23 protein-coding genes and 1 pseudogene are annotated in these 24,932 nt (G+C 72.1%); 8 read left to right on the top strand and 16 right to left on the bottom strand.

The features are described from left to right. The first annotated feature begins 257 nt into the window (after positions 1-257). Genes IF28_RS0127630 through IF28_RS0127610 form a run of 5 tightly spaced genes read left to right on the top strand, consistent with a single transcriptional unit; the run spans position 258 to position 5,036 of the window. On the top strand, positions 258-920 hold the full coding sequence (locus IF28_RS0127630; RefSeq protein WP_030225547.1) for an urease subunit gamma: 663 nt from the start codon (positions 258-260) through the stop codon (positions 918-920). After that, positions 901-2,742, top strand: coding sequence for an urease subunit alpha (locus tag IF28_RS0127625; protein ID WP_051713907.1), 1,842 nt, complete (start codon positions 901-903; stop codon positions 2,740-2,742). The genes IF28_RS0127630 and IF28_RS0127625 overlap by 20 nt, the downstream gene beginning before the upstream one ends. Positions 2,743-2,780: 38 nt before the next feature. Continuing rightward, positions 2,781-3,455 carry an urease accessory protein UreF gene (locus tag IF28_RS0127620; RefSeq protein ID WP_030225545.1) on the top strand — a complete coding sequence of 225 codons (675 nt, stop codon included), beginning with the start codon at positions 2,781-2,783 and terminating at the stop codon, positions 3,453-3,455. Positions 3,456-3,486: 31 nt separating this feature from the next. Beyond that, entirely contained in the window at positions 3,487-4,182 is a 696-nt protein-coding gene (gene ureG, locus IF28_RS0127615) for an urease accessory protein UreG (protein ID WP_030225544.1), read from the top strand. After that, positions 4,179-5,036, top strand: a complete 858-nt coding sequence (locus tag IF28_RS0127610) for an urease accessory protein UreD (RefSeq protein WP_078621465.1) — start codon at positions 4,179-4,181, stop codon at positions 5,034-5,036. The genes ureG and IF28_RS0127610 overlap by 4 nt, the downstream gene beginning before the upstream one ends. A gap of 118 nt (positions 5,037-5,154) precedes the next feature. Here IF28_RS0127610 and IF28_RS0127605 read toward each other — a convergent pair whose 3' ends face one another. After that, positions 5,155-6,918 (bottom strand): lysyl oxidase family protein, encoded by a 1,764-nt coding sequence (locus tag IF28_RS0127605; RefSeq protein WP_030225541.1) that lies wholly within the window; start codon positions 6,916-6,918, stop codon positions 5,155-5,157. A gap of 613 nt (positions 6,919-7,531) precedes the next feature. Between IF28_RS0127605 and IF28_RS0127600 the strand changes: the two genes are divergently transcribed. Together IF28_RS0127600 and IF28_RS0127590 are read left to right on the top strand one after the other, a co-directional pair. After that, positions 7,532-8,617 carry an amidohydrolase family protein gene (locus IF28_RS0127600; protein WP_234325357.1) on the top strand — a complete coding sequence of 362 codons (1,086 nt, stop codon included), beginning with the start codon at positions 7,532-7,534 and terminating at the stop codon, positions 8,615-8,617. Between the two features lie 245 nt (positions 8,618-8,862). Further along, positions 8,863-10,266 (top strand): glycoside hydrolase family 43 protein, encoded by a 1,404-nt coding sequence (locus tag IF28_RS0127590; RefSeq protein ID WP_030225537.1) that lies wholly within the window; start codon positions 8,863-8,865, stop codon positions 10,264-10,266. A 78-nt stretch (positions 10,267-10,344) separates the two neighbouring features. On the opposite strand, the gene IF28_RS0127585 is transcribed toward IF28_RS0127590, so the two are convergent. From IF28_RS0127585 to IF28_RS0127525, 13 genes are all read right to left on the bottom strand, one after another. Next, a complete protein-coding gene (locus IF28_RS0127585; protein WP_030225535.1) occupies positions 10,345-10,548 on the bottom strand; it encodes a DUF397 domain-containing protein in 204 nt (67 codons plus the stop codon). Further along, complete coding sequence (locus IF28_RS0127580) at positions 10,545-11,384, bottom strand: helix-turn-helix domain-containing protein (RefSeq protein WP_037894160.1); 840 nt, start codon at positions 11,382-11,384, stop codon at positions 10,545-10,547. Before IF28_RS0127580 ends, IF28_RS0127585 begins: the two co-directional genes overlap by 4 nt. 320 nt (positions 11,385-11,704) lie before the next feature. Next, positions 11,705-12,166, bottom strand: a complete 462-nt coding sequence (locus IF28_RS0127575) for a GNAT family N-acetyltransferase (protein ID WP_030225530.1) — start codon at positions 12,164-12,166, stop codon at positions 11,705-11,707. Positions 12,167-12,319: 153 nt separating this feature from the next. Next, positions 12,320-13,867, bottom strand: coding sequence for an ABC transporter ATP-binding protein (locus IF28_RS0127570; RefSeq protein ID WP_030225526.1), 1,548 nt, complete (start codon positions 13,865-13,867; stop codon positions 12,320-12,322). Then, a complete protein-coding gene (locus tag IF28_RS0127565) occupies positions 13,864-14,682 on the bottom strand; it encodes an ABC transporter permease subunit (protein ID WP_037894145.1) in 819 nt (272 codons plus the stop codon). Before IF28_RS0127565 ends, IF28_RS0127570 begins: the two co-directional genes overlap by 4 nt. Next, positions 14,679-15,632: an ABC transporter permease gene (locus IF28_RS0127560; protein WP_030225518.1), complete on the bottom strand. Its 954-nt coding sequence runs from the start codon at positions 15,630-15,632 to the stop codon at positions 14,679-14,681. The genes IF28_RS0127565 and IF28_RS0127560 overlap by 4 nt, the downstream gene beginning before the upstream one ends. Next, positions 15,629-17,209, bottom strand: a complete 1,581-nt coding sequence (locus tag IF28_RS0127555; protein ID WP_030225513.1) for an ABC transporter substrate-binding protein — start codon at positions 17,207-17,209, stop codon at positions 15,629-15,631. Before IF28_RS0127555 ends, IF28_RS0127560 begins: the two co-directional genes overlap by 4 nt. Next, a complete protein-coding gene (locus IF28_RS0127550; protein WP_030225510.1) occupies positions 17,209-18,003 on the bottom strand; it encodes a class I SAM-dependent methyltransferase in 795 nt (264 codons plus the stop codon). Before IF28_RS0127550 ends, IF28_RS0127555 begins: the two co-directional genes overlap by 1 nt. Further along, on the bottom strand, positions 18,000-19,280 hold the full coding sequence (locus tag IF28_RS0127545; protein WP_037894143.1) for an MFS transporter: 1,281 nt from the start codon (positions 19,278-19,280) through the stop codon (positions 18,000-18,002). The genes IF28_RS0127550 and IF28_RS0127545 overlap by 4 nt, the downstream gene beginning before the upstream one ends. Further along, complete coding sequence (locus IF28_RS0127540; RefSeq protein WP_030225504.1) at positions 19,264-20,325, bottom strand: dipeptide epimerase; 1,062 nt, start codon at positions 20,323-20,325, stop codon at positions 19,264-19,266. The genes IF28_RS0127545 and IF28_RS0127540 overlap by 17 nt, the downstream gene beginning before the upstream one ends. Beyond that, a complete protein-coding gene (locus tag IF28_RS0127535) occupies positions 20,322-21,401 on the bottom strand; it encodes a PLP-dependent cysteine synthase family protein (RefSeq protein ID WP_030225501.1) in 1,080 nt (359 codons plus the stop codon). The genes IF28_RS0127540 and IF28_RS0127535 overlap by 4 nt, the downstream gene beginning before the upstream one ends. Then, positions 21,398-22,249, bottom strand: a complete 852-nt coding sequence (locus IF28_RS0127530; RefSeq protein ID WP_030225500.1) for a hypothetical protein — start codon at positions 22,247-22,249, stop codon at positions 21,398-21,400. The genes IF28_RS0127535 and IF28_RS0127530 overlap by 4 nt, the downstream gene beginning before the upstream one ends. After that, positions 22,246-23,502 carry an ATP-grasp domain-containing protein gene (locus tag IF28_RS0127525; RefSeq protein ID WP_030225498.1) on the bottom strand — a complete coding sequence of 419 codons (1,257 nt, stop codon included), beginning with the start codon at positions 23,500-23,502 and terminating at the stop codon, positions 22,246-22,248. Before IF28_RS0127525 ends, IF28_RS0127530 begins: the two co-directional genes overlap by 4 nt. Before the next feature lie 127 nt (positions 23,503-23,629). On the opposite strand from IF28_RS0127525, the gene IF28_RS0127520 reads away from it, so the two are divergent. Beyond that, positions 23,630-24,175, top strand: coding sequence for a GNAT family N-acetyltransferase (locus tag IF28_RS0127520; protein WP_030225495.1), 546 nt, complete (start codon positions 23,630-23,632; stop codon positions 24,173-24,175). Between the two features lie 4 nt (positions 24,176-24,179). Here the strand turns inward: IF28_RS0127520 and IF28_RS0127515 are convergent, their stop codons facing one another. Both IF28_RS0127515 and IF28_RS38855 read right to left on the bottom strand, forming a co-directional pair. Beyond that, positions 24,180-24,785, bottom strand: a complete 606-nt coding sequence (locus IF28_RS0127515) for a FadR/GntR family transcriptional regulator (RefSeq protein ID WP_030225493.1) — start codon at positions 24,783-24,785, stop codon at positions 24,180-24,182. Between the two features lie 3 nt (positions 24,786-24,788). Beyond that, a pseudogene (locus tag IF28_RS38855) lies at positions 24,789-24,932 on the bottom strand (2-oxoacid:ferredoxin oxidoreductase subunit beta); the annotation flags it as partial.

Raw genomic sequence — 24,932 nt, 5'->3', positions numbered from 1 at the left:
CGCGCAGCGTCATCCCCGCCTCCGACGGCGGCTTCCTCGCGGGGGCGCGCCGTCGTGCGCGAGCAGCGGGCGTTGCGCGCGTGGCCGCGCCCCGCGCGACCCGTGCTTCCGGTTCATTCCTTCAGGGACGACGACGCCGTTCTCCGCGCGGCGGGGTCTCCAGCCCCCCAGGATCGTCACGTGCTGTGAACGATTATGGGAAATCGTCACGTGGTGTAAGTGATCGTGACGTGGTGGAACAGGAGAGGGGGACCCGTATGCATCTGACTCCGCATGAGCAGGAGCGGCTGCTGGTCCATGTGGCGGCGGATGTCGCACGGCGGCGGCGTGAGCGTGGGCTGCCGTTGAACTACCCCGAGGTCATGGCGCTGTTGACGGCGCATGTGTACGAGGAGGCCCGGGCGGGGGAGACGGTCGACTCGGTGATGGAGTCGGGACGCCGTGTGCTGCGACGTGACGAAGTCATGGACGGCGTACCGGAGATGATCACCAACGTCCAGGTGGAGGCCACGTTCCCGGACGGGACGAAGCTGGTGACCATCCACGATCCGTTCGACGCGGCGGACACCGAGGTACACGTCCATCCGGGGAAGCAGGAGCTGCTGCCGGACGAGGACGAATACCGGATCGCGTTCAACGAGAGCGCCACACCTGTGCCGTTGGAGGTGTCCAACCCCGCGGACCGCCCGGTCCAGGTGGGCTCCCACTTCCACTTCGCCGAGGTCAACGAGGGCCTGGACTTCGCCCGCGCGGACGCCCACGGGATGCGCCTGCACATCGCCTCCGGCACCTCCGAACGGTTCGAGCCCGGCGACGCGCGCACCGTGATGCTGGTGCCGATCGCCGGGGAGCGGATCGTCCGGGGGCTCCAGGCCGACAAGAGCGAAGAGGAGAAGCACCTTGACGTCCGACACGGCTGAACGCGACGAGCCCTGGGACCCGCTGTCGCGCATCCAGTACGCCGAGCTGTACGGGCCGACCACCGGGGACCGGATCCGGCTCGCCGACACCAACCTCCGGCTGCGGATCGACGCCGACTGGTGCGGCGGGCCTGGCCGCAGCGGCGACGAGATGGTCTTCGGCGGCGGCAAGGTGATCCGCGAGTCCATGGGGCAGTCGCACATCCCGCGCGACGACCCGCGCAAGCCGGTGGACACGGTGATCACCGGGGCGTTGATCCTGGACCACTGGGGTGTCGTCAAGGCCGACGTCGGACTGCGCGACGGCCGGATCCAGGCGATCGGCAAGGCGTACAACCCGGAGACCATGACGCCGCCCGACAACGACGACCCGCGCGCGTCGGCCTTCGTCGTGGGACCCGAGACGGAGGTGATCTCCGGCCATGGACGCGTCCTGACCGCCGGCGGCGTCGACACGCACGTGCACTTCCTGGGTCCGGGCCAGATCCACGAGGCCCTCGCCTCGGGTGTGACAACGCTGATCGGCGGCGGCACCGGTCCCGCCGAGGGCAGTACGGCCACCACCGTGACGCCCGGAAAGTGGCATCTCCAGCGGACGTTCGAGGCGCTGGACGCCTTCCCGGTCAACATCGGCCTGCTCGCCAAGGGCAGCACCGTCTCCGAGAAGGCACTGCACGACCAGGTCGCGGCCGGTGCCCTCGGTTTCAAGATCCACGAGGACTGGGGCGCGACCCCGGCAGTGATCGACGCGGCCCTGACGGTGTGCGAGGAGACCGGAGTCCAGGTCGCCCTGCACGCCGACTCCCTCAACGAGTCCGGCTTCGTGCAGCACACCTTCGCCGCGACCAAGGAGAACCGCAGGACCAAGGACGCCAAGTACCGCGGCCTGCACATCTTCCACATCGAGGGCGCCGGCGGCGGTCACGCCCCCGACATGATCAGCCTCGCGGGCAAGCCGAACGTGCTGCCCGCGTCGACCAATCCCACACGGCCCTTCACGGTCAACACCGTGAAGGAACACGTCGACATGATGATCGTGTGCCACCACCTCAATCCGGAGGTCGAGGCGGACATGGCGTTCGCCGAATCCCGGATCCGGCCGTCCACCATGGCCGCCGAGGACCTGCTGCACGACATGGGCGCCATCTCGATGATGTCCTCCGACGCCCAGGCCATGGGCCGCATCGGCGAGATGATCCTGCGGACCTGGCAGACCGCGCACGTCATGAAGTCCCGCTACGGACACCTGCGCGAGGACGACGCCGACGCGGACAACTTCCGGGCCCGGCGCTACATCGCCAAGTACACCATCAACCCCGCCCTCACCCACGGCATCGACCACCAGGTCGGTTCCGTCGAGGACGGCAAACTCGCCGACCTGGTCCTGTGGGAGCCGAAGTTCTTCGGCGTGAAACCCCACATGGTCATCAAGGGCGGCCAGATCGCCTACGCGCAGATCGGCGACGCCAACGCCTCCATCCCCACCCCGCAGCCCTATCTGCCGCGCCCTGTCTGGGGTTTCCAGGGCCGCGCCCCGGCGGCGAACTCCTTCAACTTCGTCGCCGAGGCCGCCCTCGACGGCGAACTGTCCGAGGCCGGGTTGCTCAAGCCGCTGCGCGCGATCCGGTCCACCCGGGGCGTCACCAAGGCCGACATGATCCACAACAACGGGCTGCCGGAGATCGACATCGACCCCGACACCTTCGACGTCACCATCGGCGGCGCCACCACCTCCGACGTCCGCGCCGCCATCGACGGACAGCAGGTCGCACGGAACTACGCGACGGAACTCCCCATGGCCCAGCGGTACTTCCTGTTCTGAACCCCGGCCGGCCCCGGCCCTCATGCGAAAGGCGGGCCATGAGCCGCACCGCCCTGCTCCTGCTGGCCGACGGCCGCTTCCCGGCCGGCGGGCACGCCCACTCCGGCGGAATGGAGGCGGCCGTCGCCTCCGGATGCGTGCACGACACCGCCGGCCTGGAGGCGTTCTGCCGCGGGCGGCTGCACACCGCAGGACTGACCGCCGCCGGTCTCGCCGCCGCGGCCGCCACCGGACACGATCCCCTCGCCCTCGACGAAGCCGCCGACACCCGCACCCCCGCGCCGGCCCTGCGCCGCATCGCCCGCAGCCTCGGCCGGCAGCTGATGCGCGCCGCCCGCGTCACCTGGCCCGGTGCCGAACTGGACCACCTCGCCCGCCATCGCCCCCAGGGCGCCCACCAGCCGATCGTCCTCGGCGTCACGGCCCGCGCCGCCGGACTCAGCCCGCTCGACGCCGCCCACGCCGCTGCCTACGAGAGCGTCGGCGGCCCGGCGACCGCGGCAGTACGCCTGCTGAGCCTCGATCCCTTCGAGGCCACCTCGGTCCTGGCCCGGCTCGCCGGCGACTGCGACGCCGTCGCCGCCGCCGCGGCCGAAGCGGCGGAACGCGTGGCCGCCGAGGGCGTCACCGTTCTGCCCGCCGTGTCCGCCCCGCTGCTGGACATCACCGGCGAGCAGCACGCCGCCCGGCCCGTCCGCCTCTTCGCCTCCTGACCCGCCCCCACCGCACCGACCTGGAGCCCCCGTGCATCTGGACCATCCCCTGACCATGCCCCACCGCTACACCCACAGTGCCGACCCAGAGCGCCCGGACGGCAGCCACCGCGCCCTGCGGATCGGCTTCGGCGGACCGGTCGGCTCGGGCAAGACCGCGACCGTGGCCGCGCTGTGCCGCACCCTGCGGGACCGGCTCTCCATCGCCGTGGTCACCAACGACATCTACACCCAGGAGGACGCAGCCTTCCTGCGCCGCGAGGCCGTACTGCCACCGGAGCGCATCACCGCCGTGGAGACCGGAGCCTGCCCGCACACCGCCATCCGTGACGACATCTCCGCCAACCTCGAAGCGGTCGAACAGCTCGAACAGGACCTGGGCCCGCTCGACCTGATCCTCATCGAGTCCGGCGGAGACAACCTCACCGCGACCTTCTCCCGCGGACTCGCCGACACCCAGGTCTTCGTCATCGACGTGGCCAGCGGCGACGACATCCCGCGCAAGGGCGGCCCCGGCATCACCACCGCCGATCTCCTCGTGGTCAACAAGACCGACCTGGCACCGTACGTGGGAGCCGACCTGGACACCATGAGGGCCGACACCCGCAGGCAGCGGGGGGACCTGCCGTACGCCTTCACCAGCCTGACCGCGCCCGACGGCATCCGCCCGGTCACCGACTGGGTCACCGAACGCCTCGCCGCCTGGCACGCCGGAGTCCCCCGGTGACGGCCGCCGCCGCCCAGGTATCAGCCGGGGAATCCTCGACGCCCCGCGCGAAGGATCTTCCGACGGCCCGCGCCCACCCCGCCGGCCTCCACGCCACCGCCCGGCTGACGGCCGTCCACAACGGCCGTACGACCACACTCCCGCTCCTGCACAGCGACGGCCCGTTCCATCTGCGCCGGCTGCGGCCGCGCGGGGACCGGGCCCGGGTCTGCGTCCTCGGCGCGATGAGCGCACCGCTCGGCGGAGACCGGCTCGCCCTCGACATCACCGCGGGGGCGCGCACCCGGCTGGAGGTGACCACCGCCGCCGCCACCATCGCCCTGCGCGGCTCCACCACCGACCCCGCCACCTACGACGTACGACTCACCGCCGGCGAGGACGCCTCGCTGCACTGGCTGCCCCGGCCGCTGATCAGCACGCGGGGCAGCACCCTGCACCAGACCTACCGGGTGGAACTCACCGCGACCTCCCACCTCCTGCTGCGCGAGGAGCAACTCCTCGGCCGCACCGCCGAACCGCCGGGCCACCTGTCCACCCGTCTGACCGTACGGCGCGACGGCCGCCCGGTCCTCGACCAGCACACCGTCTACGGTGCCCCGGCCCCGGCGTGGGACGGCCCCGCCGTACTGGGCGGCCACCGGGCGACCGGCCAGCTCCTCCTCGTCGCCCCCGAGCCGGTGCCGCTCCCGGCGCCCGTCCTCCTCGGCGACCCGGAACGGGGCCACTGCGTACTGGCGCCGCTCGCCGACGGCGCGGCGCTCCTCGCCACCGCCGTCGCCCCGACCCCGGCCCGGCTCCGCGTCCTCCTCGACACCGCACTCGCCCACGTCCGCGACGCGACGTCGTCGCTGTAGCCGCTTGTTCGTGACCAGGATCTCGGAGAAGTGGGTGCTCGACGCGATCCCTGGGCGATGTGGCGGGCCGGGGCGGCTCCGGTTCGTCTCCGGAGCCGCCCCGGCCGTCACGGGTGGGTCAGTTGGCGTCCACCAGGTGGTGCGGGGGGACCGTCACCGTACGGGCACCCTTCTCGCCGCCCAGGACGACCTCCCGCAGCGCGCTGTTGTTGCTGTGGTCGGTCTCCTTGAGCCGGTTCTCCGGGTTGGCGAGAACCTGGATGTAGTACGTGCCGTTCGGCAGGTCCGTGATGTCGAACGACTGGCCGGGCAGGTCCTGGGTGTAGGTGTCGCCGGAGCCGACGTCGAGCACCTCGCGGACGGAGATGGAGTTCTCCTGGCCGCACGCGGTGGACAGGTCCGTGTTGCCCGGGTGCCAGTCGGCGTTCTTCACCGTGTAGTCGACGGCGTCGGTGTTGGCCAGGCAGAACGCCTCCTTGCCGCTGCGCACCGTCTCCTTCTGGTCGGCCGTCAGCAGCCGGTAACTGGCGAAGTCCAGGAAGTGCCAGTGCTCGTGGCCCGGACGCGGGTCCCACTCCAGGCCGCCGGTCGGGGTGTATCCGACCTGGGTGCCGTCGGTGTCGTAGAAGTACTGGTAGGCGTCCATCACCTCCTTGCCCGGGGAGCGGAAGCCGTCCACGACGAGCTTGGCCGGGCCCGCGTTCCACACGTTGGCGCTGAAGGCGAGGTAGTCCTTGCCGGGCACCTCCTCGTAGCCGTCGCTGACGGTGATGCCGTACGCCGGCAGCGAGCGCAGGTCGGGCTTCGGTACGTCGGGCACGGATGCCTTGCCCGCGGGCCGCTTCGCGTTGGGCAGGGCACCCGGTGCCTGCCGCGAGCCGTCGGTCTGCCCGGGGCTGTCACCGGCCTCGGCGGTGGTGAGGGCCTGCCGCCCCAGGGCCTTCCGCTTCATCGCCCACGGCAGCGCGGGCGGAGCCGACGGGTAGGGTCCGTGGCCGGCGTTGTACGAGGGTCCCGCACCGCTCGTCACGGCACCGGGGGCCGGGGTGTCCGCGCCGGCCCCGTGCCGCGCGTGCGCGCTGTGCTCGGCGTGTGCGTCGTGCTCCGCGTGGGCGCTGTGCCCGGACGCGGTTGTCTTCGCCGAACCGCGGGCGCCGGCGCTCTCCTCGTCCTCCCAGCTGCGCTCGCGGACGACCACCTTGACGGTCTGCGGCTTGTCGGCGATGCCGAAGAGATCACGGTACTTCTCGGCCACGTTGATCTCGGCGGTGTAGGTGCCGGCGGCCAGCTGGACCGGGGCGGTGTAGAACCCCGAGTAGGTGTTGGACGCCCAGCCGTTCTCGACGCCCCATACCGAGCCGAGGGTGAAGGGGTTCGTCGGACAGCTCTCCGGATACTTCGAGTTGGCGGGGGCGTCCGGCCGGACCCGACCGGAGGCGTTGTTGGGACAGAACGCCTCGCTCTTCTCCAGCACCGTCGAGCCGGCCTCGTCGGTGAGGGTGATCTGCGTGAAGTCCGGCAGACCGGCGAAGTCGTTCACGAGCCCGGCGGGAAGTGTCCGGGTCCGGGTCTTCTTGCCGTTCCGGAGGATCTGCTGGGCGACGACCGGGTCCTTGTAGGACTTCCGGGTCACCTTGAGCTCCAGGGCGCCGTTCTCGGAGGTGAGGTAGGTCCCGAGGTCGAGATAGACCCCGGGATCCTCCTTCCACGAGTCGAGCGTGACGGAGGTGGAGGCGGCGATCAGGCTGAGCTTCGGCGTCGGCTCCTCGGACTTCGCGTCCGGTGCGGCGGCGACGACACCCGCGACCACGGCGACGGCCGCGGCGACGGCGAGGTAGGGGCGGTTCAGGTGGCTGGGGCGGCCCTTTTGGAGTTTGGTCATCAGTCCTCGTGCTTCCGGCTTTCGAGTGGGTCATGGAACGTGGACGAGCAGCACGACCCCAACTGGCTTGCGGAGCCGTGGTGTTCGGACCATGAGAGGCGGATGGGCACCCTCCGGGTTGTCTCTGCTCACCCGGATCGCCCGCAGTTTGTCCGAAAAGCGCTTACCGGCTTCCGGACTTGGCTCACGTTCATGCGGAGTCCGCCCGGCGCTCCGGGGCTTCCAGACATCGCGCCGTCCTTCACCGATGAGTTCAGGCCCGCGGACCTCGCCCCCCCCGCGCGACACGGATCTCCTCGCCGGGCCTCGATCACGCCCTCGGCGGTGACGGAGCCGACACGGTCGCCGCCCCACTCCGTGCACCACAGGGCGCCGTCCGGTCCGGTGGTTGTGATCGTCGGCCCGCAGGCAGGGGCGAGCCGGTGGCCCTTCGGCGCGGCGCCGGGCACGAGCCGGCCGATCCGGCCCTACGGACCGGACCGCGTCCGTCCGGGGGAACCGGCCGCGAACAGAGCACGCCGTGGCGATGGCGGGCGCGCCGTGGGGCCATCGTGGTGCGGCACGCTGTAGGCGCTACGGATGGGGTACACGGATGCCGGAATCGACACGGGCCATGAGCCGCCGGAGTCTGCTCGTCGCCGGTGGGGCGGTGGCGGCCACCGTCTCCGCCGCGGGCGGGGCCACCGCGCAGGCCGGGGAGAAGAAGCCGCCGCAGGGCTCGGGGAACGGGGGTGACAGCCGCCGGGCAAGGATCGACGTCCACCATCACTTCACCGCTCCGGCATGGGTGGACTGGGCCGAGCGCGAGGGCCTGGTGCGGCGGGAGGAATTGCTGTGGTGGGCGCGTTGGGATCTCGACTCCACCCTGGCGCTGATGGACCGGGTGGGAATCGCGACCGCGGTCCTCAACCCGACCATGCAGGACCGCTACCGCTCCGCGGCTCAGGCCAGGGAGGGCCTCACGGTCGTCTTCGAGGCGATGTCCGGCCTGATGGCCGCACACCCGGGCCGCTTCGCCGTCCTCGCCCCCGCCGTCCTGGACCATCCCGAGGTGACCACGTGGGCTCTGCGACGTGCCTACGACGACCTCGGTGCGGTGGGAGTCAGCGTGAAGGCCAACTACAACGGGGTCTATCTCGGTGACCCCGCGTACGACCGCTTCCTCGCGGAACTCGACGACCGCGCCGCCGTCCTCTTCACCCACCCGCTCGACCTCCCGGGCGGACCACCCGGCGTGCCCACCGTCCCCGGGATTCCCAACTTCATGTGCGATTTCCTGCTGGACACCACGCGTGCCGCCGTGAACCTGATCCGTACCGGGACGCTCGACCGCCACCCGCACCTGTCGGTCGTCCTGCCGCACGCCGGCGGGTTCCTCCCGCAGATCGCCACCCGCATGGCGGCCTTCGGCGACTTCTGCACCCCGCCCCTCGACGCCGCCCGGGTACGGGACCATCTTCACCGCTTCTTCTACGACACGGCGGGCCCACTGGCCCCCTCGGGCACTCTGGTGGCCACCGCCGGTGCCGACCGGGTCCTCTTCGGCACCGACTGGCCGGCCGCCTCGGCCGACGTCATCACCGGCTACACGGTGCCGGCCGTCGAGACCGACCCCGCCTTCACCGACCAGCAACGCCGCGGCATCAACCGCGACAGCGCACTCCGCCTCATGCCCGCGCTGAGGCGCGCCCTGCGGTGAGGCGTCGCGCCGCCCGCCCGCTCCTCGACCGGCACACCGTCCACGGCGCCCCGGTCCCGGATCTGCTCCGCGCCCTCCTGGACAGGGCGCTCGCCCACGCCTCCCCGCGCTGAGAGACCGCATGGCGGGGCACGCCGAGGGTGTTGACGGGTCTCGGTCAACAGCTCTAGGTTCTGACCGGCTTATCGAACTGCGTTTGAAATATCGAACACCGGTCATGTGCCCCGCACCCACCTGGAGAGCCGATGAGCGCACGCCCGCACAGCCAGGCCATGCCCTCCCGCAGACTGATCCTCGGTGCCGCCGCCGCCACGACGGCGGCCCTGGCCGCCGATCTGTCCCTCGGCGCCCGGTCCGCCCGAGCCGCCGACTCCGCCTACGTCATGGGCTACTTCACCGAGTCGCCGAGCGGCCTCGGCACCGACTACGGCCTCCACCTGGCCGTCAGCACGGACTCCCTCAACTGGACGCCGCTCAACCAGAACAACCCCGTCGTCACCCCCACCGCCGGGGCCGGCGGACTGCGCGACCCGTTCATCCTGCGCAAGCGCGAGGGCGGCTTCATCGTCATCGCCACCGACCTCAAAGGCACCGACTGGGGTTACAACAGCCAGACGATCCACGTCTGGGACTCCGCCGACCTGCGCTCCTTCACCAACTACCGCCGCCCCCACCTGCACGACATGGTCACCCACAGCTGGGCCCCGGAGGCCTTCTGGGACGCGAGCCGGGGCCAGTACGGGATCATCTACTCCTCGGTGAACAGCAGCGGTCACAGCGTCCTGATGGTCAACTACACCAGCGACTTCACGACGGTCTCCGCACCGCAGGTGTTCTTCGACCCCGGCTACGACATCATCGACGGCGACATGGCCGTCGGCGTGGGCGGCGTCAACTACCTCTACTTCAAGAGCAGCAGCACCGGCGGCCTGGTCGGCGCCCGTTCCACCTCACTGAACCCGGGCAGCTTCACACCGTTCAGCACGTCGGTCGCGCACGGCGGCACGGAGGCGCCGACGCTCGTGAAGTCCCTGACCTCCAACACCTGGTACCTGTGGGGCGACACCTACACGCCCAACGGCGTCTTCTACGCCTGGCAGACCACCAACCTCGCCGCCGGCACCTGGACCCCGGTCGACCAGAAGCTCTACACCCACCCGGTCAACGCCAAGCACTGCACCATCGCCCCGATCACCGCCGCCGAGTACACCAACCTGCTCGCCCGCTGGGGCGCCCCCGCCTGGAACCGGCTGAAGTCGTACAACTTCCCCGACCGTTACGTCCGCCACGCCAACTACCTCGCCCGGATCGACACCTACCCCTTCGACCCGTACACCGACTCCCAGTGGAAGCTCGTCCCCGGCCTGGCGGACTCCTCCGGCGTCTCGTTCCAGTCGGTCAACTTCCCCACCCGCCATCTGCGGCACTGGGACTACGCGCTCCGCCTCGACCCGAACGACGGCACCAGCGCGTTCGCCCAGGACGCCACCTTCCAACGGGTGGCCGGTCTGGCCGACGGCTCCTGGTCCTCCTTCCGCTCCCACAACTACCCGGACCGCTACATCCGCCACTCCGACTACGCCCTGCGCGTCGACCCGGTCACCACCACCACGGACCGAGCCGACGCCACGTTCTCGGTCGGCCACTGATCCCCTCACGACGACCTGGCGGAGGCCGGCTCCCGTGGCCGGCCTCGCCGGCGGGAAGGGGTGACGTCGGCCCGCCGCCTACCGGCCGGCGGCGAACCCGACGAACGCGGTCCACCGCTCCGCACTCACGGTGATCGAGGGCAGGGCGCGATTCTTGGAGTCCCGGACGTAGACGGTCGAGAAGGCCGGGGCGACCTCGACGCAATCCCCTCCGTCGGACCCGCTGTAGCTGCTTTTCCGCCAGCACAGTTGTGTGGTGACGCCTGCGTATGCGGTGGTCATAGCTCTCCTGCGATGCGCTCGATGAGTCGCGCCGACTCCTCGGTGTTGAGGGCCTGCGACCGCAGCTTGCCATACCGAAGCCCGAGCGAACTTACCTTTGCGGCATGGGAGATCACCAGACCGACTCCCTGTGACTCGAAGTACCCCACCTGCCTGTGCTCCAGCGTCTCCAGCACGACCATCGGCCCGTTCAGCCCCGGATGGAAACCCCGAACCGTGGGCATGACCTGCACCTCCACGTTGCGCAACCTCCCTTGCTGGAGCAGGTGTTGAAGTTGCTCACGCATCACGTCCGCGCTCCCCAGCGGATTCCGCAGTGCCGCCTCGCCGATGACGAAGCTCAGCTCCGCCATTGGCACCCGCGTCAGCAGCTTCTGCCGGTTGAGCCGCGCCTCCACATGCTGTTCGGCCGTCTCCTCGCTGAGCTGCGGGCAGTGCCCTGCGAACAGCTCCCGCGCGTACGCCTCCGTCTGAAGCAGCCCCGGAACCAGCAACGGGTCGTAGGAGAACCGGCTGACCGCCTCCGTCTCGATGAGCGCGAAGTCCTGAAAGAAGGTCGGCAGTTTCGCCCGTTCCACCTCGTCCTGGAGCGTGGCCAGCACCCCACCCGCCCCCAGCACCCTCTCCGCCGCCTCCGTGAACGCCGCCTTCGCCGGGCGGCGGCCCTGTTCGATGGAGGCGACCTGCTCGTACGAGTACTGCACGGCATCGGCCAGTGCCTGCTGTGTGAGCCCCGCCCTGTCCCGGAAGAGCCTGACCAGTTTGCCGTAACCGGCCCAGATCGCCGGCTTGTCGTCGCCGCCGTTGCACGGCTTCTTCTGTTGGCGGGCCGCCATTGACACCACATCCCCAGATCCGCGAGTTGTCCCTACCAACCCGGCTCGCCGGTCCCAGGACACGCGACCGGACCAGTACAAGCCCGTACACGACCCGTACAGCGAGCCCGGGTACGTCGAAGTACCGGTTCGGTCGCGTGCGGTGTGAGCGTGATGGGCGGCCACGTGTCTCAGGTGCCTCCAGAGGAGCGACCACGGTGTTCAAGGCCCGAGCGTCTCCCGCAACACTCTGAAGCACATCTGGCCTGGGCACTCATCGCGCCCATGACTCGCAGGCCCACCCGCCGGGGACCTCAGCCCGATGGGACGGAAGGCTGCCATCAGCGCGAAACCTCGAGCAGGTACTGGGCGAGGGTGCGGCCAGGAATCGACCCGGAGGGAACCCGGCTGGCAAGGATGCCCCCCATGGCCTGGTAAAAGGGCTCAGCGTTCGGGTCCGCGTCAATGGTGAACCGGGTGAATCCCGACGCTCGCGCAGTCTCCACAGCATGGCTGAACAACAGACGCCCGATGCCCTGTCCGATCGCGTCCGGGTCGACGAACATCATGCCCAGGACGCCCTGCGGCGGCTCACCCTCCAAGGTCGTGAATCCCACAACGCTGCCGTCTCGCTCGGCAACAGTCGTGCGACGAATGTCCAGTTCGGCATCCGTGAGGGTGAGTTCCTCCCGACATGACTCAAGAAATTCCGCGTCATACCCCCAGTGAGCCTTCGAGCGGAGCGCTAGATCAGATAAGGAGCTCGCTTCCTCAGGCGCGGCGGGCCGGATCGAGACTGTCATTCAGCACCTCCACGGTGTTGTGGTCATCACCTCATGATCAACCCGTGCGGCACCGAGGAACAGAGGACGAGAGGGAACTGTCGGCCGGGGTCCGCCGACTCAGCCCTGGCCGAACAGCGTTCGACCGGTTCGTGACAGAGCTGCTCGTGTGTGTCACGCGGTCGTCCCGCCCGCCCGAGTCCGCGCCACCAGGGACGCGGTGACGGGGTGGGCCGGCGTGGTCAGGATCTGTGGGGCCGGGCCCTGTTCGACGAGCTCGCCGGCGTCGAGTACGGCGATGCGGTGGGCCAGGGACGCCGTGTCCAGGTCGTGGGTGATGAGCACCAGGGACAGCCCGTCGCGGCCGCGGACCAGCCCGGTGAGCACGTCGAGGATGCCCCGCCGGGTGACCGGGTCGAGGCCCGAGGTGATCTCGTCGCAGACGAGGACGCGGGGGCGGGCGAGCAGCGCGCGGGCGAGGGCGGCGCGCTGGAGTTCGCCGCCGGAGAGCCGGCCGGGGTGCCGGCGGGCCAGTTCCTCCGGGAGGCCGAGGCCGGCCAGCGTGGTCAGCGCCTCCCGGAGCGCCGTGTCCTCGTCGGTGCCGCGCAGCCGTACGGCGGTGCGGGCGACCTGGTGTACGACGGGACGGTGTTCGTCGAAGGCGGCGTGCGCGTCCTGGAAGACGTACTGCACGGCCGCCAGTTGGCCGCGGTCGCGGTCGCGCAGACTGCGCGGCAGCGGGGCGCCGTCCAGCAGCACCTCTCCGTCGTGGTCCCGGTGCAGTCCGGCGACGCAGCGGGCCAGGGTGGTCTTCCCGCTGCCGGAACGGCCCACGACGGCGAGCGACTGCCCCGGAAACAGGTCGAGTTCGGGCGTGCGCAGTACGACGGTGGCGGCGCGTGAGCCGTCCCGGTGGCGGGCGGTCAGGGCACGGATGCGGAGTACGGGCTGTTCGGTGGTCGGTGCCTCAGCAAGGGGCAACTCCGGTTCAACCGACAGTAGTTCGCGGGTCCACGCATGCTGGGGGGCGAGCAGGAGCCGCTGGGCCGGGCCCGATTCGACGACCCGGCCCGCCCTCAGTACCACCACCTCGTCGGCGAGTGCCCGCACCACGTCCAGGTCGTGGCTGAGCAGCACCACCGCGATGCCCCGCGCCCTGACCGCCGTGAGCTGCTCGACGATACGGCTCTTCGTCAGCGCGTCCTGGCCCGTGGTGGGTTCGTCCGCCACGACGACCCGCGCGCCGAGCAGCAACGCCTGGGCGAGGACGACGCGTTGCTGCTGGCCGCCGGAGAGCTGGTGCGGGTAGCGTCGCAGAAGCTCCGCGGCGGAGGGGAGCTGGGCCTCGGACATGGCCTCCAGCACGCGTTCCCGCGCCGCCAACCGGCGCCGGCGCACAGGCAGATGACGCACCCGCGCCCGCGCGATGTCCGTCAGCAGCGCCGACACCCGGCGGGCCGGGTTCAGCGCCGCCGCAGGATGCTGGGGGACGTAGCCGACCGGGCCGCCGCCCTCCACGCGTACCTCGCCGGTGACTTCGGCGCCCGCCGGGTACTCGCCGAGCAGGGCGAGCCCGGTGGTGGTCTTGCCGCTGCCGGACGCGCCGATCAGCGCCGTGACCCTGCCGGGCGGCACCCGCAGGTTCACACCGTCGACGATCAACCGGCCGTCGACCCGCACGCGCAGGTCGCGGATCTCCGCCACCGTGTGCTCGTGGTTCACGGACGTGCTTCCTTCCCGGTCCGTCTGCCGCCCTTGTCCAGCGCGGCGTCGAAAAGCAGATTCGTCCCCGTCGTCAGCGCGACGATCAGCACGGCGGGGACGACCACCGCCCACGGCTGCACGAACAGTCCGGTGCGGTTGCGGTCGACCATGACCGCCCAGTCGGCGGCGTCCGGCGCCACACCGACACCCAGGAAGGCGGCCGTGGCGACCAGGTAGAGCACGCCGGTCAGCCGGGTGCCGGCGTCGGCGGCCAGGGTGCGCAACATGGAGCGGCCGACATAGCCGACGGCGATCCGCCACCATGTCTCGCCCTGCATGCGCAGCGCCTCCACCGCGGGCCGGGCGGCGGCCTCCGCGGCCGCGGCCCGCACCAGACGCGCCGCGTCCGGCACCTGGGCCAGCGCGACCAGCAGCGCCAGCCCGACGGCGTCCGGCTCGAACACCGTGGCCGCCAGCAGGATCAGCAGCAGCGACGGGACGGCCAGCAGCACGTCCAGGGGCCGCATCAGCAGGTCCTCCAGGCGGCGGTGCCGGGTGAGGGCACTGACGAGACCGACCGGGAGGGCCACCAGATAGGCCAGGGCGGTCGCGGCGAGCGCGGTCAGCACCACCGGCCGCCCGCCGTGCAGGACCTGCCGCCACACGTCCCGGCCTACGAAGTCGGTGCCGAGCCAGTGCCCCCCGCCCAGTGTGAACGACGTGGCCCGCGGCCCCGGTCCGCCCGCGAACACCGGCCCGAGGAGGGCGAGAAGCAGCGGTACGGCGACGACGGTGACACCGAGGGCGAAGCGGCCCGTACGAAGCCGGCTCACGCGGCCACCCCCGCCCGCGGAGCCAGCCGGTGCGCCACCAGATCGGCACCGAGGTTCAGTACGACGGTCACCACACCGAACACCACCGCCAGCCCCTGCACCACCGGCACATCGCGTTCCGCCACGGCGCCCAGCAGTACGGTGCCGAGCCCCGGGATCACGAACAGGGCCTCCACGACGACGACCCCGCACAGCAGCCAGTCGACGGTCCGGGCGAGTTGCTGGGCGGCGGGCGCCAGCGCGTTGGGCAGCGCGTGCGTGTACCTGATCCGGGCGCCGGACACGCCGTACCGCCGGGCCTGCGCCACGTACGGGGAGGCGAGCGCGTCGATCATGCCGGCGCGCACCAGCCGCACCAGCGAGCACACCGGCCGTGACAGCAGCACCAGCACGGGCAGCACCAGCGCGGCCGGATGGGCGGCCAGATCGGTGCCGTAGCCGACGGCGGTCGGCGGCAGCCAGCCGAGCCGCAGCGCGAACACCGTCACCAGCAGCACCCCGAGGGCGAACTCGGGGACCGCGTACACCGCGAGCGTGACGGAGCTGATCAGCCGGTCCACCGGCCGGCCCGCGTGCCGGGCGGCCAGCACCCCGAGCCCGAACCCGGCCGGCACCAGGAGCAGCACGGTCAGCGACGCCAGCAGCAGGGTGGGGCCGAAGGCGTCGGCGAGGTACAGGCTCACCGGACGGCCGGACACCAGGGAGGTGCCGAGGTCGCCGTGGAGCAGCCCGGCCGTCCAGTCGGCGAGCCGTTCCCAGGCCGGCCGGTCGAGTTTCATCGCCTCCCGGATGGCCGCGATCCGGGCCGGGTCGGGCTGGTCCCCGGCGAGGGCGACCGCGGCGTCGCCCGGCAGCGCCTCGGTGAGCGCGAAGACCAGCAGCACCACGGCCACGGTCTGCGCGACGCCGAGCAGCAGCCGCCGGGCGACGAAGGAGCGTGGTCCGCTCACGCGAGCCACACCTTGTCGAAGCGCGCCCAGTCGAGCGTGTTGGCGGGCGCGTCGGTCTCAACCCCCTTGACCTGACGGCCGGTTCCGATGATCCAGTCCGCGAACCCCCAGACGAGGAAGCCGCCCTCGGAGTACAGCCGGCGCTGCATCCGCTCGTAGACGGCGGCGCGCTCGGCCGGGTCGCGGGTGGACTGGGCCTGCTGGTACTGCGCGTCGAAGTCCTTGTGCCGCCACCGGGTGGCGTTGGTGGAGGAGTCGGTGAGCAGCCGCTGGGAGATGTGCGCCTCGATGGGCATGGCGCCCGAGCGGTAGCAGCACAGGGTGCCCTGGTCGAGGATGTCGCTCCAGTAGGAGTCCTTGCTGCCCATCCGCACCTCGACCGTGACCCCGGCCTTCTTCGCCTGGTCGCGGAAGATCCCGGCGGCCTCGGTGAATCCGGCGGCGACGGCGGAGGTGTCCAGGGTGACCCGCAGATCCTCGGCACCGGCCTGCTTCAGCAGCGCGCGGGCCTTGCCGAGGTCCTGTTCGCGCTGGGGGAGGCCGTCGGCGTAGTACTGGTAGCCCTTGCCGAACAGGTCGTTGCCGACCTCGCCCGCGCCGGACAGCGCGCCGTCGACGAGTTCCTGGCGGTCGGCGATGAGGAAGAGCGCCTGGCGCACCCGCGGGTCGTCGAACGGCGGCCGGTCGGTCTTCATGCAGAAGGCCTGCATGGCACTGCCCCGCAGCCGCACGATCTCGATCTGCCCCTTGTCCTCGTGGGCGCGCGCGGTGGTGGGGTTGAGCTCGTGGGCGTACTCGATCTGCCCGCCGAGCAGCGCGTTCACCCGCGCCGACTCCTCGTTCGCCACGAGGAACTCGATCTCGTCGAGGTGCGGGGCGCCCTCCCAGTGGTCGTCGTAGCGGCGGAACACCGCGGAACGGCCCGGCGCGAACGACACGAAGCGGAACGGCCCCGAACCGACCGGCGCCTTGTCGAACTCGGTCGCGCCGTCGGGCACGATGTACGCGCCGAACGCCGCCAGGATGTTGGGGAACTCGGCCGTGGGCCGCTTGAGCACGAACTCGACCGAGCGTTCGCCGGTGGCGCGGCTGGCGTCGAGGTCGATGGGCTCCAGGGACGCCTTGGCGCGGAACGCCTGCTTCGGGTCGGCTATCCGGCGGTAGCTGTAGAGGACGTCCTTCGCGGTGACCGGTCTGCCGTCGTGGAAGGCGGCCTCGCGCAGGGTGACCTGCCAGCGGTCCAGCGCCGTGTTGGACTCCCACTTCGCGGCGAGGCGGGGTACGGCGGACAGATCGGCGCCGTAGTCGGCGAGCTTGTCGAACAGGGCCTTGGCGCGGGCGGCGTCGGCGAACAGGTTGGCGAGGTGCGGATCGAGGGTCTCGCTCGCGCCACCGCCCGCGAACGCGGCGCGCAGCCGCCCGCCCTTCTTCGGCGCACCGTCACCGGCACCGTCGTCGGAACCGGAACCGGAGCCGCCGCAGCCGGCCAGGGTGAGCGCGCCCACCCCGGTCGCGGCGAGGAAGCCGCGCCGGCGCAGGGCGGAGAAGGAGAGGGAACGGGTCGTATCGTCGTGCATCAGGATTCCTCGGATTCGAGACGGGCCACGAGGTGCAGCCGGTCGGCATCGGTGGTGCGGCCGGGGAGCAGGCCCTCGTGCCATGGGGGTTCGGTGCGCGGCCCCGGTCCGTCGTGGAGTTCCAGGACCTCGAGGCCGTGCGCGGCCAGCAGATGGCGCAGCTCCTGCGGGAACAGCAGCCGCCACGCGGACCGCTGCTCGACGGGCGGCGACGACCCGTCGTCGGTGGTCCACACGCGCCTGCGGCGCAGAAGTTGCTCCGTACGGTCCACCGTGAGGGTGGTGACGGACCGGTGGACGGTGCCCTGCCAGACGAACTCGTTGCTCCGGGGCGTGTCGAGCAGGTCGGTACGGCCGAGGAAGTACGCGCCGTTGCGCATCTCCGCGACGAGCAGCCCGCCCGGCACCAGGGCACGGCGGCAGGACGACAGGAAGCCGTCGAGCTGGTCGTTGGTGTGGCAGTACAGCAGGGCGCTGTCCAGGCACACCACCGCGTCGAACACCCCCTGCCCCAGGTCGAATCCGTGCAGATCGGCACGGACGTACCCGGGTCCGGGGTGCTGGTCGCGGGCGTGGGCGAGCATGGCCTGGGAGAGGTCCGCGCCGGTCACCTCGCGGCCCGCGTCGTGCAGCCACGCGGCGTCACGGCCGGTGCCGCAGCCCAGGTCCAGCACGCGCCGTCCCGCGCCGTGCCGCCGCAGATAGTCCTCCGTCCAGCGCCCGGCCAGCCGGGCCGGGTCGGGGAACCGGGCCTCGTACAGCGCCGGGTTGTCGGTGAGCAGGTTGCCGCTCATGCCGGGGTCCTTCCTCGTACGGCCGTGGGGACGGCGGAGTGCGGCGGTGCGGGCAGCGAGCCCAGGCGGCGCAGCCGTACGACGCCGAGTGCGGAGGCGAGCCCGGCCAGCGCACAGCACGCCCACGGCAGCCACGCGGCGCCGCCGTCCCGCCCGGTGTCCATGGCCCAGCCGACGCCGGCGTTGCCGGCCGCCGCCACGACGCCCGAGATCATGTAGAAGACGCCGAAACTGGTGCCGGTCAGTCCGGGGCGGCCGAAGGCGGGGACCAGGTCCATCACGAACGGCTGGGCGACCATCACCCCGAGGTGCAGCAGCAGGGCCCCCGCCAGCACGGGCAGCAGCCGCAGTACCGCGTCGGCCGCACCGTCCGGGCTGCCGGACGCCCCGGCGACCAGGGCGGGCGGCAGGAAGGCGGCCGCCATCAGGCCCAGCCCCACCGCCGTCCAAAGGGCCCTGTCCCCCCGCTGTCTGAGCGCGCGGGTGAGGCGCAGCTGGAACAGCAGACCGGTGACCGCGCCGACCACGAAGACGAGTCCGGCGGCGCCGTCCCAGCCGGTGGCGTGACGCGCACCGTCCGGCAGCAGCAGATACAGCTGGCTCTCCAGGGTGAACAGGCCGGACATGGCGAGCGCGAAGGCCAGGAACGCGCGGTTGCCGAGCACCTCCCGCCAGTCGGCGAGGACACCGCCCGCGCTCGGCTCGGCCTTCCGGGCGGGCAGCACCAGGGCCTGTGCGACGGTCAGCACCGCGAAGATCCCGGCGGCGGTCAGCGCCGACGTACGGAAGTCCACCAGCAGCAGCGCGCTGCCCAGCAGCGGCCCGATCAGCGAGCCCGTGGTGGCGAACACGTTGAACAGGGCGAACGCCTCCACCCTGCGGTCCTCGGCCTCCCGCGCGAGATAGGCGCGTACGGCGGGATTGAACAGCGCCCCCGCGAACCCGCTGAGAACGGACGCCCCGAGCAGCACGCCCAGGCCGTCGCCGAGCGCGAACAGCGCGAACCCGGCGGTGCGCAGGGCGCATCCGGCGATGATGACGCCGCGCGCCCCGAGCCGGTCGGAGGCGGAACCGCCGATGACGAACAGGCCCTGCTGGCTGAGGTTCCTGACCCCGAGGACGACGCCGACGACGGCCGCCGACATCCCCAGGTTCTCCGTGAGATGCGTGGCGAGATAGGGGACGAGGAGATAGAAGCCCGTGTTGACGCCGAGCTGGTTGACCAGCAGCAGCTGTACGGCGGGCGGGAAGCGGCGTATCTCATGCCAGGTCCGCACGGTCGCCCTCCCGCGGTACGACGCCCAGTCCGGGCAGTCGGCTCGTCCTCACGCGGCCGTCCTGGCCGCCGATCCCGGTCCACGGGTCGCGGGCGAGCAGCAGATGCCCGTCCAGGTCGGCCCAGCGGGCCCGGTCGGCGAGATGCACGGCCGGCGCGAGACCCAGGCTGCTGGCGGTCAGGCAGCCCAGCATCAGCTCCGTGCCGCTGCCGGCGGCCGCCTCCGCGATGCGCAGGGCCGCGTGCACCCCGCCGCACTTGGCGAGCTTGACGTTGACGCCGTGCACCCGCCCGGCCAGCCGGCGTACGTCGTCCAGGCTCACGGCGTCCTCGTCGGCGACGACCGGCAGCGGCGAGCGTGCGGCCAGCGCCGCCAGGGCCTCCGGGTCGCCCGGGGCGAGGGGCTGCTCGACGGCCTCGACGCCGAGCTCGGCGAACCGGGGGAGCAGTGACGTCGCCTGCGCCGTGGTCCAGGCGCCGTTGGGGTCCAGGAGCAGCCGGGCGTCCGGCGCGGCGGCGCGGACGGCCCGTACGCGCTCGACGTCCTCCTCGGGATCGGCCGCCCCCGCCTTCACCTTGAGCATCTCGAATCCGCTCGCCGCGAGACCGCGCGCCTGCGCCGCCGCGTGGGCGGGGGAGACGATGCCGATCGTGCGCGCGGTGGCCACGACCGGCGCGACGGCGGCGCCCAGAAGCCGGTGGACGGGGCGGTCCGCACGCTTGCCGACGAGATCCAGCAGAGCCGCGTCCACGGCGGCGGTCACCGCCGGGGGAGTGTCCCCGGCGGCCAGCTCGCCCGTGCGCAGGGCGTCCAGGGCGGCCTCCGGGTCGGGGAAGCGGGCCAAGTCCGCACCCGCGTCGGTGAGACGACGGCCCAGAGCGGCGGCGTCGAGGCCGTAGTAGACGCTGCTGACGGCCTCGCCGTGACCGGTCACGCCGTCGTGCTCGACGCTCAGCCACACCGCCTCGCGGGCGGACATCGTCGAGCGGGAGATCCGCAGCGGCTCGGTCAGTTCGAGGCGCACGGTGCGCAGACCGGTCCTCACCGTCCCTCCTCCGGACGGGTGAGCGGATCGGTGACGCGCGTGCACCGGGCCCAGCCGGTGGCCTCGGCCGCGTACGGGTGCGGCAGCTGCACCGGGCGGGTGGCCGCGGTGGCCGGGTCGACGCCGTGGGCGGTGGTGAAGTCGTCGTCGTAGACGGTGGAGAGATAGCGGTGCGGCCCGTCGGGGAAGACGGTGGCGACGACCGCGCCCGGATGGACGCGGGCCGCCCAGGCGGCGACCCGGGCGACCGCGCCGGTGCTCCAGCCGCCGCTGACGAAACTGCCCCGTGCCAGCCGGCGACAGCTGTCCACGGCCTCGGCGGGACCGAGCCAGTGCACCTCGTCGAAGGCGTCGTAGGCGACATTGCGCGGATGGATGCTGCTGCCGAGGCCGCGCATCAGCCGGGGCCGGGCGGGCTGGCCGAAGATGGTGGAGCCGGTGGAGTCCACGCCGATCAGGCGGAGTCGGGGCCAGTGCCTGCGCAGTGGTCCGATGACACCGGCACTGTGCCCGCCGGTGCCCACACTGCACACCAGCACGTCCACATGGTCGAGCTGGGCGGCGAGCTCGGCGGCCAGGGAGGCGTAACCGGCTGTGTTGTCCGGGTTGTTGTACTGGTCCGGCCAGTACGCGTCCGGCAGTACGGCCAGCAGATCGCGCAGCCGGGCCAGACGGGCGGCCTGCCAGCCGCCCTGCGGCTCGGGCCGGTCCACGATCTCCAGCCGCACCCCGTAGGAGCGCAGTAACTGCCGCATCGTCGGCTCCAGTTCACTGTCACCGACCAGCACGACGGGATGCCCGAGCGCCTGTCCGGCGAAGGCGAGCCCGATACCGAGGGTGCCCGAGGTGGACTCCACCACCGGGGCTCCGGGCCGCAGCTCGCCGCGCTCACGGGCGCCCATCAGCATCGACACGGCGGCCCGCGCCTTCATCCCGCCCGCGGAGAGTCCCTCGAGCTTGGCCCAGAAACCGGGGTGCGGTCCCGGCAGTCCGGCGGTGATCCGTACCACGGGGGTACGGCCGAGCAGGGTGAGCAGTTCCGGACGGGCGGCGGAGCGTACGGCGGCGGTGGTCACCGGGTGCCTCCCGGACAGTCGACGCGGTAGCGGTGCAGGGTGCCGGGGCCGCCGTCCAGCCAGAAGAAGGGGTACGGCTCCGCGCACACGGCGCTCACCCCGTGCCCCAGGAGGCGGGGGAGTACGGCGCTCCCGGTCTGGGCGAACATCACCAGCTGCTTGCCCTGCCGCAGCGCGTGCTCCCGCAGCGGCTCGAAGGTGCCGTTGCCCAGCGTCATCCCGGACACGAGCAGCGCGTCGCACCGGCCGGCGGCGCCGAGGGCGTCGGTGACGACCGGCTCGCCCCATTCGGTGACCCCGCCCTTGAGATCGCACGGGACATAGCCCAGACCGCGCGAACGCAGCGCTTCGAGAAGGGAGTTCACCACGCCGACCACGAGCACCGTCGCCCCGGGCGGCAGGACGAGCAGCCCGGCGACGGCCTCGGCCCGGACCCGGGACTTCTCCAGCGACGTCCCGGACGGCAGCGTGAGGGGCCGCGCCCCGTTCTTGGGGGTGTGCGGGGTGACGTGCATCAGATACGCGTCCAGCGCGGCGACCCGCACCGGCGGCGTCGGATGCTCCAGCAGCCGGGCCACGTCCGCGCCGGCGCAGTCCTCCACCGCGCCGTCGGGCAGCGTGCCGGGCTCGACCGCGCAACTGCCGACGGCCTCGGCGAGGCGCAGACTGAGCACCTCGTTGCGGTACCCGGTGCCGCGCCCCTCGTGCCGTACGGCCTGCCGGGTGGTGAAGGCCACGGAGATCCGCAACCCGGCCGGATCCGGGCCGAGTTCACCGGCACGGGCGAGGGTGAGCAGTTCGTCGTACGTCGTCGCCGTGCGGGCGGACGCGGGGGCGGCGGGGCTCATCGGATCACCAGCCCGGACCGCACCTCGCCGAGCAGGGCCTCGACCCGGGCGCGGGCGCCGGTCCCCGCCGGGTCGGCCGCCATCACATGGCCCAGGTACTCGTTGTTGCTGCCGGCCGCCCTCACCTGCCGTCCCGGCTCGGCGAACTGCGCCTCGAGGACGTCCGGCGCGGTCCGCACCCGCTCACCGTCCAGCGTCTCCAGCGTGCCCGTCGCCTCCGGCACCAGAAAGCCGACGGCGGCGCTGCGCAGCCCGGTGTCCGTGCGCCGCAGGTCGGGGGCGCGGCCCAGGGACACGTCGACGAAGGCGGCGGCGAGGTCGATGCCGGTGACATGCCGTACCAGTTCGGTGATGCGGTTCCCGGCGGGGCGAGGGTTCACCTCGACCACGCGCGGACCGGCCGACGTCAGCTTGATCTCGGTGTGCGCCACCACGCCGTCCGTCAGCCCGAGGGCCTTGAGCGCGCCGAGCGCGGTCTGCTCGGCGGCGTCGGCGTCCGCCGCCGACAGCGCGGCCGGGAACATGTGGCCCGTCTCGATGAACGCGGGTGCCCCGCCGACGCTCTTGTCCGTCACCCCGATCACGTGCACCGCGCCCGCGTGCGACACGGTCTCGACACTCACCTCCGGACCGTCCAGCAGTTCCTCCAGCAGAACGGCGGGTACCCGGCGCTGCCCGCGCGCGTTGACCGGGAAGTCGGCCAGCGCCCCGACGGCGGCGGCGAGCTGCTCCTCGTCGTCCACCCGGCGCACGAACATGCCGGCGCACAGGTCGACGGGCTTGGCCACCAGCGGATAGCCGATCTCCCGTGCCGCACGGGCGAGTTCGGCCCACTCCTCGTGGACCGCGAAGCGGGGCCCGGCCACTCCCGCCTCGGCCAGGACCCGACGGGTGGCGTCCTTGCGGCAGGCGTGCCCGACCGCCTCCGGAGCCGGTCCTGGCAGCCCCAGCGCGGCGGCCGTGCGCGCCACCGTGGGCAGGTAGTAGTCGCACGACGTGAGCACGCCGTCGAAGCCCAGCACCTCGTGCAGCCGCCGCACCCGGGGCAGCAGGGCCTCGGTGTCATTGGTGTCGGCGGTGATCACATTGCGTGCCCCGAGCAGCGGGTGCGCCACACCCTCGGGCGCGGACCGCAGGTAGTGATGCAGGTCGCGGGTGAGGAACGTGAACTCGTGTCCGCCCTCCCGGATCGCCCGTGGCAGCAGCCTGCTCATCGAACCGACCCAGCTCTCGACCACCAGCAGATGAGCCACGGCTCCCCTTTTCGTGTCGTCGCGTACGACGCCGCCCTGACGACAGGGCCGCGACCGGTCGACACGATATCGGTAATCATTTTCATTGTCAGGTACTGTGAGGTCCCCGATACGAGAGGACCCCACGATGAGTCGGAACACGCCCGCCGGTTACACCGTGCGTCCCGCGACACCGGCGGACGTCGACGGTGCCCGGGCCGTCATGCTCGACACGTTCTACAAGGAGTTCGGATACGGCTATGTGCCCCGCTGGCACCGTGATGTGACGGACCTCAAGGGCACCTACCTCGACGATCCCCGGCACACCCTGCTGGTGGCCGTCCACGACGGCGAGGTGGTCGCCACCACCGCCGTCCACTCCCGGGGACCGGCCCACCCGCCGCACCCCCGCTGGCTGGCCGAACGCTATCCGTCCGGCACCACCGCCCAGCTCGTCCGCGTCTACGTCCGCCCGGAGCACCGGCGCCGGGGCCTGGCGCGCACCCTGGTGAACGCGGCCCGCGACTTCGTCGCCGGCACCCCCGGCTACGACTGCCTCTATCTGCACACCAATGTGGACGTCGAGGGCGCGGAGGCGTTCTGGCGCGGCATGGCCAAGGAGATCTTCGACGCCCGGACCACCGGCGAACACGGCCCGGGGGTGGCCACGGTCCACTTCGAGATGCCGTTCTGACCGATCAGGTGCCCACGTGCCACGCCGGGACGTGGGACACCGCCTCCGTCGCGGCCGCCCGCGGAGCCGAGGCGTGAACGGCGGCGATCAGCCGGGCGTGATCGGCCGAGGAGCAGCCGGCCCGGTCCTCGCCGGACGGCAGCAACTCGGTGAGGTCCGAATGCAGCGTGATCAGCGCCTCGTTGTGGGAGGCGGCCACCAGGGCCCGGTGAAAGGCGGGGCCGCCGTCCAGCAGCCCGTTCATGCGCCGCAGGTCCTCCTCCGTTCGGCGCAGCGCGGCCAGCCTCGCCGCCGCCACCTCCAGGGCATCGCGTACGTCGACGAGATCACGTTCCCCGACGGCGGCGAAGCGGCGTCGCATCACCCCCTCCAGCTCACTGGTCGCCACCACATAGGTGCCGGAACCGTGGCGGATGTCCAGGAGTCCGTTGTGGGCGAGCGCCCGCACGGCCTCTCGGACGGTGTTGCGGGCCACCCCGAGCTGCCGGACCAGTTCCGGCTCGGTCGGAATACGGGAGCCCACCGGCCAGACCTGCGAGGTGATCTGCTGCCGCAGCCGGGCCACCACCTGGTCGAACAGCCCGGCGGGCCGCGGCACCGGACGCAGCATCGCCTACCGGACCTTCGACCCGGCGACGGTCCAGGTGTCGGCGCCGGCGAGGAGGGATCCGAGGTCGCCCTTGCCCTGTTGTTCGAGGGCGGTGTCGAGCTGGTCGGCCATGAGGGTGTCGTAGACGGGCCGGTCGACGGAGCGCAG

Source organism: Streptomyces sp. NRRL WC-3626 (assembly GCF_000718785.1).
In the GTDB taxonomy this organism is placed as follows: domain Bacteria; phylum Actinomycetota; class Actinomycetes; order Streptomycetales; family Streptomycetaceae; genus Streptomyces; species Streptomyces edwardsiae.
The sequence above is the reverse complement of the archived record's forward strand: the minus strand, read 5'-3'. Positions and strand labels throughout refer to the sequence as shown.